At 73.4% G+C, this 20,596-nt stretch carries 24 protein-coding genes; 2 read left to right on the plus strand and 22 right to left on the minus strand.

Going from position 1 to position 20,596, the window contains the following annotated elements; genetic code table 11:
• Positions 1-4 precede the first annotated feature (4 nt).
• From CCE01nite_RS01100 to CCE01nite_RS01130, 7 genes are all read right to left on the minus strand, one after another.
• A complete protein-coding gene (locus CCE01nite_RS01100; RefSeq protein WP_034625770.1) occupies positions 5-541 on the minus strand; it encodes a hypothetical protein in 537 nt (178 codons plus the stop codon).
• A gap of 234 nt (positions 542-775) precedes the next feature.
• The gene (locus CCE01nite_RS01105; protein ID WP_246056248.1) at positions 776-1,546 is read right to left on the minus strand and encodes a DedA family protein; all 771 of its coding nucleotides are present in this window, start codon (positions 1,544-1,546) and stop codon (positions 776-778) included.
• Between the two features lie 415 nt (positions 1,547-1,961).
• The gene (locus CCE01nite_RS01110; RefSeq protein ID WP_141371858.1) at positions 1,962-2,633 is read right to left on the minus strand and encodes a peptide deformylase; all 672 of its coding nucleotides are present in this window, start codon (positions 2,631-2,633) and stop codon (positions 1,962-1,964) included.
• Positions 2,630-3,976 carry a phosphoglucosamine mutase gene (gene glmM / locus CCE01nite_RS01115; protein ID WP_034625775.1) on the minus strand — a complete coding sequence of 449 codons (1,347 nt, stop codon included), beginning with the start codon at positions 3,974-3,976 and terminating at the stop codon, positions 2,630-2,632. The genes CCE01nite_RS01110 and glmM overlap by 4 nt, the downstream gene beginning before the upstream one ends.
• Positions 3,977-4,082: 106 nt before the next feature.
• Positions 4,083-4,571 (minus strand): 30S ribosomal protein S9, encoded by a 489-nt coding sequence (gene rpsI, locus CCE01nite_RS01120; protein WP_034625781.1) that lies wholly within the window; start codon positions 4,569-4,571, stop codon positions 4,083-4,085.
• 44 nt (positions 4,572-4,615) lie between these two features.
• Entirely contained in the window at positions 4,616-5,065 is a 450-nt protein-coding gene (rplM, locus tag CCE01nite_RS01125; protein WP_034625786.1) for a 50S ribosomal protein L13, read from the minus strand.
• A 319-nt stretch (positions 5,066-5,384) separates the two neighbouring features.
• Entirely contained in the window at positions 5,385-7,067 is a 1,683-nt protein-coding gene (locus tag CCE01nite_RS01130) for an ABC-F family ATP-binding cassette domain-containing protein (protein ID WP_034625791.1), read from the minus strand.
• Between the two features lie 115 nt (positions 7,068-7,182).
• Between CCE01nite_RS01130 and CCE01nite_RS01135 the strand changes: the two genes are divergently transcribed.
• The gene (locus CCE01nite_RS01135; RefSeq protein ID WP_141371859.1) at positions 7,183-7,794 is read left to right on the plus strand and encodes a DUF5709 domain-containing protein; all 612 of its coding nucleotides are present in this window, start codon (positions 7,183-7,185) and stop codon (positions 7,792-7,794) included.
• Positions 7,795-8,043: 249 nt separating this feature from the next.
• On the opposite strand, the gene truA is transcribed toward CCE01nite_RS01135, so the two are convergent.
• Positions 8,044-8,934 (minus strand): tRNA pseudouridine(38-40) synthase TruA, encoded by an 891-nt coding sequence (gene truA / locus CCE01nite_RS01140; RefSeq protein ID WP_084142481.1) that lies wholly within the window; start codon positions 8,932-8,934, stop codon positions 8,044-8,046.
• Between the two features lie 199 nt (positions 8,935-9,133).
• Between truA and CCE01nite_RS01145 the strand changes: the two genes are divergently transcribed.
• On the plus strand, positions 9,134-9,925 hold the full coding sequence (locus tag CCE01nite_RS01145) for an ROK family protein (protein WP_034625797.1): 792 nt from the start codon (positions 9,134-9,136) through the stop codon (positions 9,923-9,925).
• A gap of 97 nt (positions 9,926-10,022) precedes the next feature.
• Here CCE01nite_RS01145 and CCE01nite_RS01150 read toward each other — a convergent pair whose 3' ends face one another.
• From CCE01nite_RS01150 to rpsE, 14 genes are all read right to left on the minus strand, one after another.
• A complete protein-coding gene (locus CCE01nite_RS01150) occupies positions 10,023-10,961 on the minus strand; it encodes an alpha/beta fold hydrolase (RefSeq protein ID WP_246056249.1) in 939 nt (312 codons plus the stop codon).
• A 254-nt stretch (positions 10,962-11,215) separates the two neighbouring features.
• The gene (gene rplQ, locus CCE01nite_RS01155) at positions 11,216-11,776 is read right to left on the minus strand and encodes a 50S ribosomal protein L17 (protein WP_034625804.1); all 561 of its coding nucleotides are present in this window, start codon (positions 11,774-11,776) and stop codon (positions 11,216-11,218) included.
• A 70-nt stretch (positions 11,777-11,846) separates the two neighbouring features.
• Positions 11,847-12,860 (minus strand): DNA-directed RNA polymerase subunit alpha, encoded by a 1,014-nt coding sequence (locus CCE01nite_RS01160; protein ID WP_034625816.1) that lies wholly within the window; start codon positions 12,858-12,860, stop codon positions 11,847-11,849.
• Positions 12,861-13,008: 148 nt separating this feature from the next.
• The gene (gene rpsK / locus CCE01nite_RS01165; RefSeq protein WP_034625818.1) at positions 13,009-13,410 is read right to left on the minus strand and encodes a 30S ribosomal protein S11; all 402 of its coding nucleotides are present in this window, start codon (positions 13,408-13,410) and stop codon (positions 13,009-13,011) included.
• Positions 13,411-13,500: 90 nt separating this feature from the next.
• Positions 13,501-13,881 (minus strand): 30S ribosomal protein S13, encoded by a 381-nt coding sequence (gene rpsM, locus CCE01nite_RS01170; protein ID WP_034625821.1) that lies wholly within the window; start codon positions 13,879-13,881, stop codon positions 13,501-13,503.
• 215 nt (positions 13,882-14,096) lie between these two features.
• Complete coding sequence (gene rpmJ, locus CCE01nite_RS01175) at positions 14,097-14,210, minus strand: 50S ribosomal protein L36 (RefSeq protein ID WP_013117849.1); 114 nt, start codon at positions 14,208-14,210, stop codon at positions 14,097-14,099.
• A 62-nt stretch (positions 14,211-14,272) separates the two neighbouring features.
• The gene (infA, locus tag CCE01nite_RS01180) at positions 14,273-14,494 is read right to left on the minus strand and encodes a translation initiation factor IF-1 (protein ID WP_012867920.1); all 222 of its coding nucleotides are present in this window, start codon (positions 14,492-14,494) and stop codon (positions 14,273-14,275) included.
• A gap of 394 nt (positions 14,495-14,888) precedes the next feature.
• Positions 14,889-15,818, minus strand: a complete 930-nt coding sequence (locus tag CCE01nite_RS01185) for an LPXTG cell wall anchor domain-containing protein (protein ID WP_034625822.1) — start codon at positions 15,816-15,818, stop codon at positions 14,889-14,891.
• A gap of 355 nt (positions 15,819-16,173) precedes the next feature.
• Positions 16,174-17,007 (minus strand): type I methionyl aminopeptidase, encoded by an 834-nt coding sequence (map, locus tag CCE01nite_RS01190; protein ID WP_034625823.1) that lies wholly within the window; start codon positions 17,005-17,007, stop codon positions 16,174-16,176.
• A 25-nt stretch (positions 17,008-17,032) separates the two neighbouring features.
• A complete protein-coding gene (locus tag CCE01nite_RS01195) occupies positions 17,033-17,611 on the minus strand; it encodes an adenylate kinase (RefSeq protein ID WP_034625828.1) in 579 nt (192 codons plus the stop codon).
• Positions 17,608-18,903: a preprotein translocase subunit SecY gene (secY, locus tag CCE01nite_RS01200; RefSeq protein ID WP_034625832.1), complete on the minus strand. Its 1,296-nt coding sequence runs from the start codon at positions 18,901-18,903 to the stop codon at positions 17,608-17,610. Before secY ends, CCE01nite_RS01195 begins: the two co-directional genes overlap by 4 nt.
• A 186-nt stretch (positions 18,904-19,089) precedes the next feature.
• On the minus strand, positions 19,090-19,737 hold the full coding sequence (gene rplO, locus CCE01nite_RS01205) for a 50S ribosomal protein L15 (RefSeq protein ID WP_084142479.1): 648 nt from the start codon (positions 19,735-19,737) through the stop codon (positions 19,090-19,092).
• Positions 19,737-19,919 carry a 50S ribosomal protein L30 gene (gene rpmD, locus CCE01nite_RS01210; protein WP_034625838.1) on the minus strand — a complete coding sequence of 61 codons (183 nt, stop codon included), beginning with the start codon at positions 19,917-19,919 and terminating at the stop codon, positions 19,737-19,739. Before rpmD ends, rplO begins: the two co-directional genes overlap by 1 nt.
• Positions 19,919-20,566: a 30S ribosomal protein S5 gene (rpsE, locus tag CCE01nite_RS01215; protein WP_034625844.1), complete on the minus strand. Its 648-nt coding sequence runs from the start codon at positions 20,564-20,566 to the stop codon at positions 19,919-19,921. Before rpsE ends, rpmD begins: the two co-directional genes overlap by 1 nt.
• Positions 20,567-20,596: the final 30 nt, after the last annotated feature.

Below are 20,596 nucleotides of genomic sequence, written 5' to 3' on the forward strand. Positions count from 1 at the left end.
ACGCTCAGGGCGTCGGCGTCGCGGTGACCCGGGCGGCGAGCAGGGCCACCGGGAAGTGCTCCTCGCCCGTCGTCTCGAGCTGCTCGACCGCGGCCGTGACCTGCGCGGTCGGTACGCCGCAGGGATCGACGGGCCGCTCGGCCCGCACCGCGCGCCCGAGCGCGTCGACGAGCCACAGCTCCCACGTGGGGAACGGACTGGCTGCGCACGCCTGGTCCGCGCGTGCCGACTCGGACGGCTGCGCGAGCGCGTCCAGCAGCGGCGCGAGGTCGCCCTCCAGCTGTCGCACGGTCACCGCGGACCACACGCCGTCGGCGTCGGTGAGGCGCTCCCCGCTCATGCACTGCACCGCGCTGACCGGCGTGAACGACTCCGGGACCGCGCCCGGCTCGGGGGCGTCCGGGTGCGCGGTGCCCGGCGCGTCGTCCGCACGCAGCCCGAGCGCGGCGATGACCTGGGGTGCGAGGCAGTCGGCCCGCGGTGCCGTCTCGGCCTCCGCCGGGAGCGGGTCGGCCACGCCGCAGCCGGCCAGGACCGTCACGCACGCGAGCGTCGCACCGCCGAGGAGCGCGGCGCGGCGCCGCCCGGGGCTCCCTCGCCCGCGTCCCTCGTGTCGTCGTCGCATGCCGGATCCCCCGCTCGCCCCCTGCCGACCCGCGCACCGAGGGAGCACCCCCTCAGGGGTGGTCCGGTGGGCGGGAGGGACGACAGCGGTGTCGTCCCATGACGAGCGTAGGACGGACGTCGGCGCAGGGCCTCGGACGAGACCAGATCGTTAACCCGGGTGAGCGGATCGTTGCGGAGACGTGACCGGCCGGACGGCGCGCGGGTCGGTCACGGCCCGCACCCGGGTCTCGTGCAGGAGCGGCCCCGCCGGGCCGACGTCGGCCGCCGGGTCGTCCGCGGCGTCGACGTCCTCGGCGGCGTCGAGCACGACGCTCTGCTCGAGGACCGGGACGCCCGGCTGCAGCCACCGGCGCAGGACCCAGTCGATGAGCAGCCCCACGACCACGCCGATCACGACGCCGGCCACGACCGCGATGACCGGGTGGTCGTGCAGCCACGCCCCCGCGCCGACGCCGATCGCGGTGCCGTAGACGGCCCAGGTCACGGCCGCCAGCCCGGTCAGCGCGACGAAGCGCCGGCGCCGGTAGCCCAGGGCCCCGGCGGTCATGTTGACGGCGACGCGCCCCACGGGGATGTACCGAGCCGCGAGGATGAACGACGAGCCGCGGTTCGCGAGGGCGTGCTCCGCCCAGGCGAGCGTCGCCCGGCCCCGCCTGCCGCGCAGGAACCGGACGCGGTGGACGTCGACCCGGCTGCCGATCTGGTACGCGATCTGGTCCCCCGTGAACGCACCCGCGGCCGCCGACAGGACGAGGAGCCCGAGGTTCGCGCCGTCCCCGACCATCGCCGTCGCCGCGACCGCGATCACGACGGACTCGCTCGGGATCGGCGGGAAGAACCCGTCGATCGTCGCGAACACGTAGATCCCCAGGTAGATCCACCCGGAGCCCGCGAGCGCGAGGATCCACTCCTCCAGCACCAGTCATCAGCTCCACTAGGTCGTGGCAGCGAAGCCGCCGGCGAGGTCGTCCTGTCACGGTAGGTCGCCGCCCGTGGCTGCCGGAATGGGGGAAGCCCCCCAGCCGACCCCCAGCGACCCCCAGGTGACCCCGGGGTGCGCGCCCTCCCGTTCCCCTCGATCGTGCTGGACGCGGGCGTGGTGACGCGTCCGTCGACCGGATGAGATCGCGTCCAGGACGCTACTCCGAGGGACCGACAGATCGACACCTGATACCTCGTCCCGCGACCGAGGGCGCCCCAACGTGCGCCGAAGGCGCCCGCGCGGGACGACCTGCGGGGCTGCCGGGCGCGACCTGCGGCGCGGCGGTGCAGGCACGACGGCGCGCGCACGGCGCGCAGGCGCCGGCGTCCGGCCCCCGGCGCGTCCGGACGGGTCAGTGCAGCGGGAAGCCCAGCGCGCGGGCGGCGGTCTCCGGCCGGGGCTCGCCGGCCCAGCGGGCGCCGAGCTCGTCCGCGCGCGAGAGCGAGCGCAGCTCGGCCCGGTCGAGGTAGAGCGTCCCGCCGAGGTGGTCGGTCTCGTGCTGGACGATCCGCGCGGGCCAGCCCGTGAGCACCTCGTCGAGCGTCCGCCCCGTCTCGTCCGCGCCCGTGAGGCGGACCGAGCGGAGCCGCGCGACGACCGCCTGGTAGCCGACGACGCTCAGGCAGCCCTCGTAGAACGAGACGCGCTCGTCGCCGACCGCCTCGTACCGGGGGTTCACCAGCACGCGGAACGGCAGGCGCGGGCGCTCGCGCACCTGCTCGACGTCGGGGTCGACCATGCCCGGGTCCTCGACGACGGCGAGCGCGAGCGACAACCCGATCTGCGGCGCCGCGAGACCGACGCCGGGCGCGGCGTGCATCGTGCGGCGCATGAGCTCGACGAGCGCACCCAGCTCGGCCGAGTCGAGCTGCCCGTCGTACGGCGCGGCCACGGCCCGGAGCACCGGGTGACCGGCCTGGACGATCGGGGCGAGACCGTCGTGCGCGTCGGCGGCGTCGAGCAGGCGGTGCACCTGCTCGCGCACGGCGGCGGCCGGGGTCGCGCCGGGGGTCGTCGTGCTCACAGGGCGAGCCGGGCGCGCACGACGTCCGCGAGCCCGTTCGCGATGCGCTCGGCGTCGTCCTGGCTCGCGGCCTCGACCATGACCCGCACGAGCGGCTCGGTGCCGGACGGGCGCAGCAGCACGCGTCCGGTGTCGCCGAGCTCAGCGGTCGCGGCGCGCACGGCGTCCGCGAGCACCTCGTCGGTCGACGCACGCGCCCGGTCGACGCGCGGCACGTTGACGAGCGTCTGCGGGAGCCGCTGGACGATCGACGCGAGCTGCTCGAGCTTCTGGCCCGTCCCGACGACGCGCGCCGCGAGCTGGAGCGCCGTGAGCACGCCGTCGCCCGTCGTCGCGTGCTGCGCGAGGATCACGTGGCCCGACTGCTCGCCGCCCAGCGAGTAGCCGCCCGCACGCATCTCCTCGAGCACGTACCGGTCGCCGACCGCGGTCTCGATCGTGCGGATGCCCGCCGCCGTCATCGCGAGCCGCAGCCCGAGGTTGCTCATCACGGTGACCACGAGCGTGTCGTCGGTCAGGGTGCCGCGCTCGCGCATCGCGACCGCGAGGGTCCCGAGGATCTGGTCCCCGTCGACGAGCGCCCCCGTGTGGTCGACCGCGAGGCACCGGTCCGCGTCGCCGTCGAACGCGACACCGAGGTCCGCGCCGGACGCGACGACCGCCGCCTGGAGCTGCTCGGGGTGGGTCGAGCCGCACTTCTCGTTGATGTTGCGCCCGTCGGGCGAGGCGTTGATGACGACGACGTCGGCCCCGGCGGCACGCAGCGCGGCCGGGCCGACCTCGCTCGCCGCACCGTTCGCGCAGTCGACCGCGATGCGCAGCCCGGCGAGGCTCACGTCGATCGTCGAGACGAGGTGCGCGACGTAGTCGGCCCCTGCCTGCCCGTTGTCCATCCGGATGCGCCCCACGGCCGCGCCGACCGGACGCTCCCAGTCCTCGCGCAGGCGACCCTCGATCGCGACCTCGAGCTCGTCGTCGAGCTTGTGGCCGCCGCGGGCGAGGAACTTGATGCCGTTGTCGGGCATGGGGTTGTGCGACGCCGAGAGCATCACGCCGAGGTCGACGTCCAGCGACGCCGTCAGGAAGGCGACCGCCGGCGTCGGCAGCACGCCGACGTTGACCACGTCGACGCCCGCGCTGGCGAGCCCGGCGGCGACCGCGGCGCTGAGGAACTCTCCCGAGGCGCGGGAGTCCCGGCCGATCACGGCGCGCGGGCGATGCCCCTCGAACTCGCCGAGCGAGCCGAGCACGTGCGCCGCGGCCACGGACAGGTCGAGCGCGAGCTCGGCCGTGACGTCGCGGTTCGCGAGGCCACGGACCCCGTCGGTCCCGAACAGACCCATCAGGAGACTCCTTCGTCGTGCATGGTGCGGTGCTGGCCGGCTCGTGAGACGCCGATGGCCCCGATGGTCTGGTGACCGTCGGGGCCATCGGGCCACGGCTGAGGGGTCAGCGCTTGGAGTACTGCGGCGCCTTGCGGGCCTTCTTGAGACCCGCCTTCTTGCGCTCGACGACCCGCGCGTCACGCGTCAGGAAGCCGGCCTTCTTGAGCGCCGCACGGTTCGAGTCGGCGTCGATCGCGTTGAGCGCACGGGCGATGCCGAGGCGCAGCGCGCCGGCCTGGCCCGAGACGCCGCCGCCCGTGATGCGCGCGACGATGTCGAAGCGGCCCTCGACGTCGACGAGCTTGAGCGGCGAGTTGACGAGCTGCTGGTGCACCTTGTTCGGGAAGTAGTCCTCGAGGGTGCGGCCGTTGATCTTCCACTGCCCGGTGCCGGGCACGAGGCGCACGCGGGCGATGGCCTCCTTGCGGCGGCCGAGGGCCTGGCCGGGAGCCGTGATGCTCTGGCCGCGGCCCGTGGGCGCCGCCGTCTCGGAGGTGTAGCTGGTGGGCGTGTCGTCGCCCTCAAGGTCGATGTCGACCGTGGTCTCGGCCACTGGTGTGTCCTCGCGTCCTGTCTGGGTGGCTGGCTTCAGCAGGCTCAGGCCTGCTGAGCGACCTGGGTGATCTCGAAGGGCTTCGGCTGCTGGGCCGCGTGGGGGTGCTCCGCGCCGACGTACACCTTCAGCTTGCTCATCTGAGCGCGCGAGAGGGAGTTCTTCGGGAGCATGCCGCGCACGGCCTTCTCGATCGCCCGCTCGGGGTGCTTGTCGAGGAGGTCGGCGTACGCGGTGGCACGCAGGCCACCCGGGTAACCGGAGTGGCGGTAGGCAAGCTTGGTCTCACGCTTATTGCCCGTGAGGGCCACCTTGCCCGCGTTGATGACGACGACGAAGTCGCCACCGTCGACGTGCGGGGCGAAGGTCGCCTTGTGCTTGCCGCGCAGCAGCGTGGCCACGTGGGTGGCGAGGCGGCCCAGGACGACATCGGTCGCGTCGATGACGTACCAGTTCCGCTCGACGTCGCCGGGCTTCGGGGTGTACGTGCGCACGGTCTAAGCCTTCGTCTCGTGTTGCTGAATGTGTTCACGGCGTGGGACCACAGGGGGTCCCGCCGATGAGTGCTGTCGGTGGAGCATCCCTGGCCGGCGAGTGGGATCGCACCGGCACGACCGACCGAGCTGGACCCGGCGGGAGCAGGTAGCGGCTGCTCTTCGCACATCCAGCGCAGGCGGGAGACGCACAACGACACACCAGAGTAGCCGCCGGGCCGAGGCAGGGTCAAAACGCGGGCGGCTGAACCCGGTGTGACGTCGCCGGGCGCGCCGGATTCGCGCGAGCCCGCGCGAGCGCGTGCACCGGCCCGACGGCTCAGCGCGCGCGCCGCACCCGCCCCGCGTCCCACACCGGCTCCGGCGTCTCGACGACCTCGCCGTCCGCCCCGAACGACAGGAACCGGTCGAAGCCGCGCGCGAACCACCGGTCGTGCGTCACGGCCATGACGGTCCCCTCGAACGCCTCGAGGCCGGCCTCGAGCGCCTCGGCGGAGTGCAGGTCGAGGTTGTCGGTCGGCTCGTCGAGCAGCAGGAGCGTCGCGCCGCCGAGCTCGAGCAGCAGGATCTGGAACCGCGCCTGCTGGCCGCCCGAGAGCGTGTCGTACGCCTGCTCGGCCGCGGCGACGAGCTCGTAGCGGTCGAGCGCCTTGCTCGCGGGCTCCCGGCCCAGCCCCGGGCGGTGCCCGTCGCCGCGGTGCAGGATCTCGAGCAGCGTGCGGCCCCCGAGCTCGGGGTGCGTGTGGTTCTGCGCGAACCAGCCGGGGCGCACGCGCGAGCCGAGCACGACGCGCCCGCTGTGCGCCACGGGGGCGACGTCGACCTCGCCCGCGGGCTCGTGCTCCGGGCCGGGGTCCGAGCCGCCGGTCGCGAGCAGCCGCAGGAAGTGGGACTTGCCCGAGCCGTTCGACCCGAGCACCGCGACGCGCTCCCCGAACCAGACCTCGAGGTCGAACGGCTTCATCAGCCCGGTGAGCTCGAGCCCGGTCGCGACGACCGCGCGCTTGGCCGTCCGGCCGCCCCGCAGCCGCACCCGCACGTTCTGCTCGCGCGCCATGACCTGCGGCGGACCGGCCTCCTCGAACTTGCGCAGGCGCGTCTGGGCGGCCTGGTAGCGCGACGCGAGCCCGTCGTTGAACGCGGCCTTGTTCTTCAGCGTGAAGACGAGGTCCTTGAGCTTCGCGTGCTCCTCCTCCCAGCGGCGCATGAGCTCCTCGAGCCGCGAGCGCCGGTCCTCGCGCGCCTGCGGGTACGTGCGGAACGAGCCGCCGTGCACCCAGATGCTCGAGCCGGCGGCAGTCGGCTCGAGCGTCGCGACCTGGGTCGCCGTCGTCGAGAGGAGCTCGCGGTCATGGCTCACGAACAGGACCGTCTTGGGCGACGCCGCGAGCTGCTGCTCGAGCCAGCGCTTGGTGGGGACGTCGAGGTAGTTGTCGGGCTCGTCGAGCAGCAGGACCTCCTCGGGCCCGCGCAGCAGGGCCTCGAGCACGAGCCGCTTCTGCTCGCCGCCGGACAGCGTGCGCACCTCGCGGTGCTGCGCGCGGTCGAACGGGATCGACAGCACCGAGTCGGTCACCTGGTCCCAGCCCGCCTCGGCCTCGTAGCCGCCGACATCCGCCCAGTCGACGAGCGCCGTCGCGTACCGCATCTGCGCGGGCTCGTCGTCGACCTCCATGATGCCGAGCTCGGCGGCGGCGAGCTCGGTCGCGGCGTCCCGGACCGCCGCCGGCGCCAGCGACGCGAGCAGGTCGCGGATCGAGCGGTCGTCGTCGATCCGGCCGACCATCTGCCGCATCACGCCGAGCCCCCCGCTGCGGGCGACTGCTCCCCCGTGCGGCGCCTCGTCGCCCGCGACGATCCGCAGCAGCGTCGTCTTGCCCGCGCCGTTCGGCCCGACGAGCGCGACCTTGGCGCCGTCCGCGACGCGCAGGTCGACCTGGTCGAGCAGCGGGCGGCCGTCGGGCAGGTAGTAGCTCACGGAGCTGATGTCGAGGTGTCCCACCCCACCAGTGTCCCGGGCCGCGAGCCCTGCGGGCGACCTCATACCCCGAGCTCCCCCGCCGGGCGAACCGGCGCTCCCCTCGCAGGTCACGCACGGCGGTGCCATGGTGAGTGCCATGAGTGAAGACACCCCGGCCACCAGCACCGACCCGGCCCTCGGCTCCGAGGGCGACACGAACCAGCTGCCCGGCGAGGACACGCTCGCGGAGCCCGACGACGACACGATGCTCGAGGAGGGCTACTCCCCGCCGGACCACCCCCGCCCCAACCACTTCGGCGAGACCGCGTGGGAGCAGGCGCACGGCGAGACCCTCGCGCAGCGCCTCGACGAGGAGGAGCCCGAGGTCTGGGAGGAGCAGCGGACCGTCGACCCGAACGTCGCGCCCGACGGCGCAGGTCAGCTCGTCGAGGACGACGACGCCGTCGCGGCGCACGGCACCGACGCGTTCGCGATCGAGACCGGCTCGACCGCCGGCACCGTGAGCGCCGAGGAGGCCGCGATCCACATCGTCGACGACGAGGAGATCGTGCTCGACCAGCTCGAGACCGCCGACGAGGGCGACGACACGTTCGAGGACGAGGACCCCCGCGTCGACACGGACCTCCTGGTCGACGACGTCACGGTGGGCGCGGACGCGACCGACCGCGACGTGGTGGGCGACCTGGGGCTCACCGAGGACCCGAGCAGCACCGACGCGCCGTACCTCGCCCGCGACGACGAGGCCTGAGCCCGGTCAGGACGACGCGGCACCCCGTGCGAGGGTGCCGCGTCGTCGTGCGTCCGGGGCCGGTCGTCCGGCGGTTGCTGCGCGCGCGGCCGGGTGGGGGTGCGAGGCCGCGTCGGTGCGAGGTCACGTCGAGGCGCAAGGTCGCGTCGGGGCGCAAGGTTGCGTCGGGGCGCAAGGTCGCGTCGGGGCGCAAGGTCGCGTCGGGGCGCAAGGTCGCGTCGAGCAGGAGGCCCCGCTCCGGAGGGCCGGTCAGCCCTCGTCCGTGCACGCCCCGCGCAGGACGTCGACGTCGTCGGCCGCACGCGTCGCCCGCGTCTGCTCGGCGCGCGCAGCGAGCTCGGCGTCCGGCGGGTAGGCGACCTCCTCGAGCGTGAGCCCGAGCGCCGCCACGACCGCGCTGCCGGGGTCCCGCCGTCGACCCGCGAGCAGGTCCGCGGGCCACGTCACGTCCTGCCGGCCCTCGCCCACCGCGATGCTCGCCCCGACGAGGGCCCGGACCATGCTGTGGCAGAACGCGTCCGCCTGGACGTGCGCGACGACGAGCCCCGCGTCGGCACCGTGCTCGGGCCGCTCCCAGCGCAGCACCTCGAGCGTGCGGATCGTCGTGGCGCCCGGGCGCGGCCGGCAGAACGCCGCGAAGTCGTGCCGCCCGAGCAGCAGCCGCGCGGCGGCGTCCATCGCCTCGACGTCGAGCGCGGCGCGGTGCCACAGCACGTGGCTGCGGCGCAGCGGGTCGCGCAGCAGCGCGTCGTCGCACACCCGGTACGTGTACCGCCGCCGCAGCGCGGAGAAGCGCGCGTCGAACCCCGGCGGCGCGAGCACGACCCGGTGCACGACGACGTCCGCGGGGAGCACGCCCGTGAGGCGTCGCTCGAGCGCCTGAGCGGGCGTGCGCGTCGAGCGCCCGACGACGCGCTCCCACGCCTCCGAGGTGAGGTCGACGTGCACGACCTGGCCGCGCGCGTGCACGCCCGCGTCGGTCCGGCCGGCGACCGCGACGCGCGGGTTGCCGGTCCGCAGCACCTGCCCGAGCGCGTCCTCGAGCACTCCCTGGACCGTCCGCAGCCCGGGCTGACGCGCCCAGCCCGCGAAGTCGGTCCCGTCGTAGGCGAGGTCGAGGCGGACACGGACGCTGCTCACGCCGGACACCGTAACGCCCGCGAGGCGGGACCCCCGGCGCACGCCGTCGTCGCCCCGGGGCAGGCGCCGTGCACGCCGGGGTTGCCGCGGGGCGGGACCCCCGGTGCACGCCTGCCTCCCCGCGCACCCGGTCGGCACCGGTCGAGCGCCGGCGTCGTGCCGCAGGCCGCCACCCCGCCGACCGGGTTAGCGTGGACGGATGCCCGCACCCGTCGCCCCCGGCCCGGGCGGACGCGCGTCGTTCACGCTCGCGGTCGACTGCGGCGGCGGCGGGATCAAGGCGTCCGTCCTCGACGCCGCCGGGACCCTGCACGCCCCGGCGGTGCGCGTTCCCACCCCCTACCCGCTGCCGCCCGACCGGCCCGTCGAGACGATCGCGTCGATCGCCGACGGCCTCCCCCGCGCCGGGCGGGCGACCGTCGGGATGCCCGGGATGGTGCGCCACGGCGTCGTCGTCGCGACCCCGCACTACGTCACGCGCTCGGGCCCCCACACGCGCGTCGACCCCGACCTCGTCGCCCTCTGGTCCGGCTGCGACATCGGCGCGCTGCTCGAGGCGAAGCTCGGCATGCCGACGCTCGTGCTCAACGACGCCGAGGTGCACGGCGCGGGCGTCGTCTCGGGGACAGGGGTCGAGCTCGTGCTCACCCTCGGGACCGGGCTCGGCTCCGCGCTGTTCGACGGCGGCGTGCTCGCCCCGCACCTCGAGCTCTCGCACGCGCCGGTCCGCCGCGACACCACGTACGACTCCTACATCGGCCAGATCGAGCGTGCGCGGCTCGGCAACGGCCTGTGGTCGCGCCGGGTCCGCCGCGTCGTCGACGGGCTCCGCCCGGTGTTCCTCTGGGACCGCCTCTACCTCGGCGGCGGCAACGCGCGCCAGATCACCCCGCAGGTGCTCGCCCGGCTCGGGGACGACGTCGTGGTGGTCCCCAACCAGGCCGGGATCGTCGGTGGCGTCCGGGCGTGGGACCTGCGCCGCCCGGACTGACGCAGCCGGGCAGCGTCCGGGCCGGGGGCGCGGCGCCGTCCCGCCTGAGGCCGACCGCACGCCGACCTCCCCACGGTGCTACCGCCGCCGTGCCCGCTCACCGCGACCCCACGGGCCCTCGCCCCGCCGCTGAGGCACTCAGGTGCGGTGCGTGCTCGAGCTCGTCGAGCGCCTCGAGCACCGCGCGCGTGAAGCGCTCGGGCGCCACGAGGCTCACGAGGTGCGTCGCGCGCGCGACGACGACGAGCCGGCCGTCGCGGCAGGCCGCGAGGAACCGCCGCTCCTCGCCGCGGAAGTGGTCGAAGCGCCCGTTCACGAGCCACACCGGCGCGTCGATGCGCGCGAGGTCCTCGATCGGCGTGCACGCGGAGACCTCCCGCAGCACGTCCTCGACGACGTGCAGGGCGAAGCCCCCGGCGCCGGCGTCCTCCGCCGCGGACGGCGGCAGGACCCGCTCGACGAGGAGCTGGTTGAGCGCCGCCCCGTGGTCCGGCAGCCGTACGATCCCGCGGGCGGCCAGCGCCCACCCGGCGACGAGCACGCGCGCCGGCCGGGTCGAGCACGCCGCCGCGACGAGCCCCGCGACCTGCTCGGGGTGCGCCGCGGCGTGTGCCATCCCGATGTACCCACCGAGCGAGAGCCCGACGACCAGCGCACGCCCGCCGACCCCGTCGACCGCCGCCTCGACCGTCTCGACGGCGCCCGCGCGCGTGAAGCGCTCGTCGATCCGGGTCCCGTGCCCGGGGAAGTCCGGGGCGACGACGCGCCGGCCGACCGCCTCGAGCGCCCGCACCTGCGCGCGCCACATGGTCGACGACGTCCGCAGGCCGTGCAGCAGCACGACCGGCAGTGCCCCGGGCGCCGGCGGGCCGTCGCCGGGGGCGGGATCCGCGGCACCGTCCGGCCGCGCACCGACCTCGCGGCGCGGGCCGGGGTCGATCGCGGTGCCCGCACACGTCACGGTGCGCATGCCGGCTCCGTCGCCCGCGGACGTGCCGGTTCCGTCGCGGGCGTCGCGGGGCGCAGCGGTCGTCATCCTCGGAGTCTGGCACCGCCCCCGCGAACCGCGCACGCCGGCCTGCGCCGTCCTGCGGCCTGCCGACCCCTCGCCACACCACGGCCGCGATGGCCTCGGCGAGCTGCGGCACGTACGTGGCGAGCGCCCGTCCCGGCCGTCGCCACACCGGTCCCGGCCGTCGCCACACGCGTCCCGGCCACCGCCGCCCGACCGCGGGAACGACGAAGGCCCGGACCGGGTGTCCCCCGGTCCGGGCCTCGCGTCGGTGGTGCTCAGGCCTTGTCGGCGCTGTCCTCGGCCGGAGCCTCGGTGGACTCGGCGGCCGGGGCCTCCGTGGTCTCCTCGACAGCGGCCTCGTCGGCAGCCGGCTCCTCGGCGGCGGGCGCCGCAGCGGCGTCCTTCGTCGAGGCCTTCTTCGGGGCGGACTTCGCGGCCGTCTTCTCGGCCTCGCGCACGACCGCCTGCTTCGGCGAGAGCGGCTCGAGGACGAGCTCGATCACGGCCATCGGCGCGTTGTCGCCCTTGCGGGGGCCGATCTTCGTGATGCGCGTGTAGCCACCCTGACGCTCGGCCACGGCCGGGGCGATCTCGGTGAAGAGCGTGTGCACGACGCCCTTGTCCCTGACGACGGTCAGGACGCGGCGGCGGGCCGCGAGGTCACCGCGCTTGGCGAACGTGATGAGCCGCTCGGCGAGGGGACGCAGGCGCTTGGCCTTGGTCTCCGTCGTCGTGATGCGCTTGTGCTCGAACAGCGCCGTGGCCAGGTTGGCCAGGATCAGCCGCTCGTGCGCCGGGCCGCCACCGAGACGAGGACCCTTGGTGGGCGTAGGCATGGTCTTTACTCCTTGAGGTCAGTGAAGGGCTGTGCGCGGGCCGGACGGGCCGCACGCCTCCCGGGGGGCGTCAGTACTGCTCGTCCTCGGTGAAGTCGCCCTCGTCGCCGTCGTAGTAGCCGGCGGCGGCGGTCGGGTCGAAGTCGAGCGGGCTGTCCTTGAGGGACAGGCCCAGCTCGGCCAGCTTCTCCTTGACCTCGGTGATGGACTTCGCGCCGAAGTTGCGGATGTCCAGGAGGTCGGCCTCGCTGCGCGCCACGAGCTCACCCACGGAGTGGATGCCCTCACGCTTGAGGCAGTTGTACGACCGGATCGTGAGCTGCAGGTCCTCGATCGGCAGCGCGAGGTCCGCGGCGAGCGCGGCGTCCGTCGGCGACGGGCCGATCTCGATGCCCTCGGCCTCGACGTTCAGCTCGCGGGCGAGACCGAACAGCTCGACGAGCGTCTTGCCCGCGGAGGCGAGGGCGTCGCGCGGCGTGATCGCGGCCTTCGTCTCGACGTCGACGATGAGCTTGTCGAAGTCCGTGCGCTGCTCGACACGCGTCGCCTCGACCTTGTAGGTCACCTTGAGGACCGGCGAGTAGATCGAGTCGACCGGCACGCGGCCGATCTCGGCGTCGTAGGACTTGTTCTGGTTCGCCGAGACGTACCCGCGACCGCGCTCGACCGTGAGCTCGATCTCGAGCTTGCCCTTCTCGTTGAGCGTCGCGAGGTGCAGGTCGGGGTTGTGGACCTCGACCCCGGCCGGCGGGACGATGTCCGCGGCCGTGACGACGCCGGCGCCCTGCTTGCGCAGGTACATCACGACGGGCTCGTCGTTCTCCGAGGAGACGACGAGGTTCTTGATGTTGAGGATGATCTCGGTGACGTCCTCCTTGACCCCGGGCACGGTCGTGAACTCGTGCAGCACGCCGTCGATCCGGATGGACGTGACGGCGGCGCCGGGGATCGAGGAGAGCAGGGTGCGGCGGAGCGAGTTGCCGAGCGTGTAGCCGAAGCCCGGCTCGAGCGGCTCGATGGAGAACCGCGACCGGTTCTCCGAGATGACCTCTTCGGTCAGGGTGGGGCGCTGTGCGATGAGCACTTCTTGTTTCCTCTCAGCGCGCGTCCGCCATATGACGCTGCGCAGCTACTGCTGGCCGACCCGGTCTCGGTCCACCCGGTCGGTGAGTCGTGCACGGCTGAGCCGGGTCGCTGCGGGCACTCCCGCGGCGACCCGGCCCACCGGTGGATCAGACGCGGCGACGCTTCGGGGGACGGCACCCGTTGTGCGCCTGGGGCGTCACGTCCTGGATCGAGCCGACCTCGAGGCCCGTGGCCTGGAGCGAGCGGATCGCGGTCTCACGGCCGGAGCCGGGACCCTTGACGAAGACGTCGACCTTCTTCATGCCGTGCTCCTGCGCACGACGCGCGGCGGCCTCGGCAGCGAGCTGCGCGGCGAACGGCGTCGACTTGCGCGAGCCCTTGAAGCCGACCTGGCCCGAGGAGGCCCAGGCGATGACGGCGCCCGACGGGTCGGTGATCGAGACGATGGTGTTGTTGAACGTGCTCTTGATGTGCGCCTGGCCGTGGGAGACGTTCTTCTTCTCCTTGCGGCGCGGCTTGCGCACGGCGGTACGGGACTTGGGAGGCATGTGGGTTCTCTTCCGGGTCTGCGGGGGTCGTGAGGTCGGGTGTCCGACGCGCGGGCCGCGGCGCTGTGCGCGCCGCCTGCCCGTCGCGGGCTACTTCCGGCCGGCCTTCTTCTTGCCGGCGACGGTGCGCTTCGGACCCTTGCGGGTACGCGCGTTGGTCTTGGTGCGCTGACCGCGCACCGGAAGGCCACGACGGTGGCGGAGGCCCTCGTAGGACCCGATCTCGACCTTGCGGCGGATGTCCGCGGCGACCTCACGGCGAAGGTCACCCTCGAGCTTGTAGTTGCCCTCGAGGTAGTCGCGCAGCGCGACGAGCTCGGTGTCACCGAGGTCCTTCACGCGGACGTCCGGGGAGATGCCGGTCGCGGCCAGCGTCTGCTGGGCGCGGGTCCGGCCGACGCCGAAGATGTAGGTGAGCGCGATCTCGAGCCGCTTCTCGCGGGGGAGGTCGACGCCGACAAGACGTGCCATGTGCCTGGTGGCTCCTGTACTGCATCGGAGGTCTTCCGCACGGCCCTCCCGCGTTCTGCGGGCCCCGGCCTCCGACCGAGGGTTCGCCGGCGCGGTCCCGCGGACCCGGGGGTCCGTGGTGCTGCGCCGGAGTGGCTGTGCGCTTGCTGGCCCTTCCCGGGAGAACCGGGGGCGGGGGCCGGTGGTGCTGCTCGGGCCTGCCGAGCGTCAGGGCGTCAGCCCTGGCGCTGCTTGTGGCGCAGGTTCTCGCAGATCACCTGGACGCGACCGTGCCGGCGGATGACCTTGCACTTGTCGCAGATCTTCTTGACGCTGGGCTTGACCTTCATTGCGTGTTCCTCCGCCGCCGTGGCGCCCGGTTGCCCGGACCGACGGCGTGATCGAGTGGCGGTTACTTGTAGCGGTAGACGATCCGGCCGCGGGACAGGTCGTACGGGCTCAGCTCAACGACCACGCGGTCCTCGGGGAGGATCCGGATGTAGTGCTGACGCATCTTCCCCGAGATGTGGGCGAGCACCTTGTGGCCGTTGGCCAGCTCCACGCGAAACATCGCGTTCGGCAGGGCCTCGACAACGCTGCCCTCGATCTCGATGACACCGTCCTTCTTTGCCATATCCTCCGCTAACTCTCTGATGGATGAGACGCACCACGTCGGCCCGCGCCCTCTGCGCCGAGCGGGCCGTGGCCCGGACAGCGAGAACCGCTCACACGCTCCGTGGTCGGGAGTGCACCGACGCGCCGGGCCCCTGACCGCTGGACCCACGAGCCGCCGGCTCCGTCCGTGGGGGTCGAGGACTCCCACGGAAGGCGAAACCGCCGCTCTGCATGCCGGTCGAACGCCCGAAGGGGCGCACACACCCAACGGACAATCCTACGGCATCGGCGCCGCAGAAGAAACCACGGTAGGACACCCCCGAGGGGCCTCCGCGTGACCTTCGGCACGGCCGGGCACGACGAACGGGCGGCCCGGGAGATGCTCCCGGACCGCCCGTCGCTCGACGTGCGGGTCAGCCCTGCTGGCGGGCCCGGCGCTGGCGTGCGACGACCAGGCCGGCACCACCGGCGACGAGCACACCCGCGATCGCGAGCACCGGCCCGACGGACGAACCCGTCGCGGCGAGGACGCGGCCGCTCGGCGGTGCGGCGAGGACCTCGGAGGTGAAACTCGGGCTCGGGCTCGGCGCGGAGTTGAGCACCTCGCTCGCACCCGGGACCGTCGATGCGGACGGGGTCGGGGTGGCCGACGGCGTCGGTGCGGCGGAGACCTCACCCGACGACGTCGTGGTGGGCGTCGGCGTCGAGGTGGGGTCCTCGCTCGCCACCGGCGTCGGCGTGGCCGAGGGCGTCGTGACCGGCGGGACGGTCGGCAGCGGCGACGGCGTCACGACGGGGGTGGGCGTCGCGCTGGGGACCGGCGCGACCTCGTCGCACTCGGGGACCGACCCGATCGCGTCCTCGAGGTTCCAGTGCGCGGCCTGGTAGAGCTTGCCGGGCTGGTAGCCGCCCTTGCTCGAGTCCCACCAGCCGATGTAGCTGTTCGGGTACCACGGCTGCTTGTCCGGGTCCGTGAAGACGGCCGTCGTCCCGAACGCCTTGTCCTGCTGGATGCCCCAGCCGGGACCGCAGACGGGCTCGGCCACGGCGGCCTGGATCTCCTCGAGCGTCAGGTCGGCGCGGTACTCCTTGCCGTCCCACGCGGCGACCAGGAACTGCTGGGTCGAGTTCTCCCACGCGGCGTCCTTGGCGGGGTCGACCTTCTTGTACACGTACGCGGCGACCGAGTACGGCTTGCCGTACGGCTTGTCGGTCGCGGACGCGGGCGCGGCGGCCGCGAGCGTCGAGGCGGCGATCACCCCGGTGACCAGCGTCAGGGCCAGCGCCCGTCGCCTCGGGGCGGCACCGCGGTCGTGGGCGGAGGGACGCAGGCCGTGCAGCATGGGCAAACCAATCGGTCCGGGGGCAGGCGGCAGGGACGCGACTACCCGAGGGAGGATCGCGCCGTCACCGGCCGTCACCGCGCGAGCACACGAGGGCCGCAGCAGTGGGTCCCGGGACGGTCGATCCCGTACATAGGGGACCGTAGCCGACGAACCGGACACGTGTCCGGCTTTTGCACCAGTTTCGCCAGATCCGCCCCGGACGGCTCAGCCGGCTCCTCCACCGACGCGCGCACGGGCGCGTTCCCCGGGTGCGACCGGCCGGGCGCAGGGGCACACGGGCACATCGGCACACCGGCACACCGAGCGTGCGACGGGACCCCCGGTCCGCAGCCCCAGGGCCGCCGGCGACCCGTCAGCCGAGCGCGACGACCTCGACGCCGAGCGCGCCCAGGCGGGCCGCTCCCCCGTCGCGCGCGGTCAGCACGACGATGCCGTCCTCCAGCACCGCCACGGAGTGCTCCCAGTGCGCTGCACGCGAGCCGTCGACCGTGACCGCGGTCCAGTCGTCCTCGAGCGTGCGGGTGGCCTGGTCGCCGCGCGCGATCATCGGCTCGACGGCGACGCACAGACCCGGGCGCACGCGCGCCCCGCGGTCGCGGCTGCGGTAGTTGAGGACCTCAGGCGGCTGGTGCATCGCGGAGCCGATCCCGTGGCCGACGAACTCCTGCACGATGCCGTACTGCGGCCCGCCGCCGGCCGCCGCAGCCTCGACGACGCCCTCGACGGCCTCGCCGACCGCCGCGAGCCTCGTCGCCGACGCCAGCGAGGCGATGCCGGCCCACATCGCGCGCTCCGTGACGTCGCTGAGCGCCTCGTCGGCCGGGTCCGCGCCCGAGAGCACGACCGTGATGGCGGAGTCGCCGTGCCAGCCGTCGACGACCGCACCGCAGTCGATCGACACGACGTCGCCCGCGTCCAGCACGCGGGGGCCGGGGATGCCGTGCACGACCTCGTCGTTGACCGAGACGCACAGCGTCGCCGGGTAGCCCTCGTAGCCGAGGAACGACGGGGTCGCCCCCGCACGCCGGATGACGTCGGCCGCGATCGCGTCCAGGTCGGCGGTCGTCATGCCGACGGCGACCTGGTCGCGCACCGCGTCGAGCGCGTCCGCGACCACCAGTCCCGCGCGCCGCATGACCTGGACCTGCTCGCGCGTCTTGTACTCGATCCGCTCGCGGCCGAACACCGGGCTCTCCCCCGCCGGCCCGTCGTCAGCCGAGCGCGGGTGCGAGCGCGTCCGTCAGACGCGCCGTGATCTCGTCGATCTCGCCGATGCCGTCGACCCGCACCAGCAGCCCGCGCTCGCCGTAGGCGGTCGTGAGGGGCGCCGTCTGCTCGGCGTAGATGTCGAGGCGGCGGGCGATGGCCTCCTCGGTGTCGTCGTCGCGACCCTCGACCTGCGCGCGGTTGCGCAGCCGGGCCAGGAGCTCGTCTCGCTCGGCCGTGAGCTCCACGACCGCGTCGAGCCGGGTGCCGAGCGCGGCGAGGATCTCGTCGAGCTCGGTCACCTGGGCCGCGTTGCGCGGGTACCCGTCGAGGATGAAGCCCTCGGCGGCGTCCGCCTGCGCGAGCCGGTCGCGCACCATGTCGTTGGTCACGGAGTCGGGCACGAGCTCGCCCTGGGCGGTGTACTCCTGCGCGAGGCGCCCGAGGTCGGTGCCGCCCTTGATGTTCGCGCGGAAGATGTCACCGGTGGAGATCGCCGGGACGCCGAGACGGTCGGCGAGCCGCGCCGCCTGCGTCCCCTTGCCCGCACCCTGCGGTCCCATGATCACGAGCCGTGCTGTCAACGCAGGAACCCTTCGTAGTGCCGCTGCTGGAGCTGCGACTCGATCTGCTTCACCGTCTCGAGGCCGACGCCGACGACGATGAGGATCGAGGCTCCACCGAACGGGATGTTGGTCCCGACGCCGAGCACGATGAACGCGATCGTCGGGATGAGCGCGACCAGCGCGAGGTACACCGACCCCGGCGCGGTGATGCGCGTGATGACGTAGTCGAGGTACTCGGCCGTCGGACGCCCGGCCCGGATGCCGGGGATGAAGCCGCCGTACTTCTTCATGTTGTCCGCGACCTCGTCCGGGTTGAACGTGATCGCCGTGTAGAAGTAGCAGAAGAAGATGATCAGGACGACGTAGATCGCGAGGTGCAGCGGCGCGCCCGGGTCGGCGAGGTTGTTGCTCACCCACGCGACCCACTCCTGCGTCGGGTCGCCGAACTGGGCGATGAGGCCCGGGACGGCGAGCAGCGACGACGCGAAGATGACCGGGATGATGCCCGCGATGTTGATCTTGATCGGGATGTAGGTGCTCGACCCGCCGTACATCTTCCGGCCGACCATGCGCTTGGCGTACTGCACCGGGATCCGGCGCTGCGACTGCTCGACGAACACGACCAGCGCGATCACGAGCACGACGATCGCCAGCACGACGAGGAACTTGCCGAAGCCGCCGTCGCCGCCCGCGATCGACCACATGGCCGAGGGGAACGTCGCCGCGATCGACGTGAAGATGAGCAGCGACATGCCGTTGCCGATGCCGCGCTCGGAGATGAGCTCACCGAGCCACATGATCAGGCCCGTGCCCGCCGTCATGGTCAGCACCATGAGGATGATCGTGATCGGGGTGTCCTGCGGGATGACGTCGACCGTGCAGTTCGGGAAGAGCTGCCCGGTGCGCGCGATCGTGATGACCGTCGTCGACTGCAGGATCGCCAGGCCGATCGTCAGGTACCGCGTGTACTGCGTGAGCTTCGCGGTGCCCGACTGGCCCTCCTGGTGCAGCGCCTCGAAGCGCGGGATGACCACGCGCAGCAGCTGCACGATGATGCTCGCCGTGATGTACGGCATGATCCCGAGCGCGAAGACCGACAGCTGGAGCAGCGCACCGCCGCTGAACAGGTTGACCAGCCCGAGCAGGTCGTTGTCCTGGGTCTGCGCGATGCAGGCGTTCACGTTGGTGTAGGAGACCCCGGGTGTGGGCAGGAACGAGCCCACCCGGAACACCACCATGATGCCGATCGTGAAGAGCAGCTTGCGCCGCAGGTCGGGCGTCCTGAACGCCCGCACGAATGCGCTGAGCACCTGTCCTCCTGCTCCGCCGTGGCGGTGTGTCGTACGGCCGGGCCGATCCGGTCGTCTCCGATGGGTCTCAGGCAGCGTGCCAGGACGTGGCGCGACGCTGAGCAACCCCGGGCACCTTAACGGACATCCGCCAAGATGCGAGAACGGGGCCGGCAGGAACAGTGCCCTGCCGACCCCGTCCTGCGATCAGTCCTGCGCGACGCTCCCGCCGGCAGCCAGGATCTTGTCCTTGGCCGACGACGAGTAGGCGTCCACGGCGACCGACAGCTTCACCGTGAGCTCGCCCGTGCCGAGCACCTTCACCGGGGCGCCCTTGCGGACGGCTCCCTTGGCGACGAGGTCCTCGACCGTGACGTCGCCACCGCTCGGGTACAGCGCCGAGAGCTTGTCCAGGTTCACGACCTGGTACTCGACGCGGAACGGGTTCCGGAAGCCGCGGAGCTTGGGCAGCCGCATGTGCAGCGGCATCTGCCCGCCCTCGAAGCGGTCCGGGATCTGGTAGCGCGCCTTCTGGCCCTTGGTACCGCGGCCGGCCGTCTTGCCCTTCGACGCCTCACCACGACCCACGCGGGTCTTGGCGGTCTTGGCGCCGGGGGCTGGACGCAGGTGGTGCACGCGCAGCGTGCCGCCCGCGCCCTGCTCCTCGGCGACGGCCTTGGTCGCTGCCGGCTTGGCAGCGGCCTTGGTGGTCGCGACCTTGGGCGCCTTCGCGGCGGACTCCGTGGTCGCGGTCTCCTCGGCCGGAGCCTTCTTGGCCGCCGCCTTCTTGGCCGGAGCCTTCTTCGCCGGGGTGGTCACCTCGGCGTCGTCCGTGGCCTTCTTGTCGTCAGCCATCACTCGACCTCCTCGACAGCGACGAGGTGCGTCACCGTGGAGACCATGCCGCGGATCTCAGGACGGTCCTCCTTGACGACGACGTCGCCGATCCGCTTGAGGCCCAGGGTGCGCAGCGTGTCGCGCTGGTTCTGCCGTCCGCCGATGGCGGACTTGGTCTGGGTCACCTTGAGACGGGCCATCACACACCCGCCTTCGCAGCGATGCCCGCGGCCTGCGCCCGCAGCAGCGGGGCCGGCGCGACGTGCTCGAGCGGGAGACCACGGCGAGCCGCCACGGCCTCGGGCTGCTCGAGACCCCGCAGGGCCGCGACCGTCGCGTGCACGATGTTGATCGCGTTCGACGAGCCGAGCGACTTGCTCAGGACGTCGTGGATGCCGGCGCACTCGAGCACGGCGCGCACCGGACCACCGGCGATCACACCGGTACCCGGCGACGCCGGACGCAGGAAGACGACACCGGCCGCGGCCTCACCCTGGATGGGGTGCGGGATCGTGCCCTGGATGCGCGGGACCTTGAAGAAGTTCTTCTTGGCCTCCTCGACACCCTTCGCGATCGCGGCGGGCACCTCCTTGGCCTTGCCGTAGCCCACGCCGACCGTGCCGTCACCGTCGCCCACCACGACGAGCGCGGTGAAGCTGAACCGACGGCCGCCCTTGACGACCTTGGCCACACGGTTGATCGTCACGACGCGCTCGACGAAGGCGCTCTTCTCTGCGGCGTCGCCACGACGCCCGCCGCCGTCACGACGACCGCCGTCACGACGGTCGCCGCCGCCGGCCGCGCCCTGGGGCGCGCCGCCGGTGTTGCTGCGCTGAGGAGCAGCCATCAGTGAGTCCTCTTCTTCGATGCGGAGTCG

It is taken from the genome of Cellulomonas cellasea (genome assembly GCF_006538745.1).
GTDB classification, from domain to species: domain Bacteria; phylum Actinomycetota; class Actinomycetes; order Actinomycetales; family Cellulomonadaceae; genus Cellulomonas_A; species Cellulomonas_A cellasea.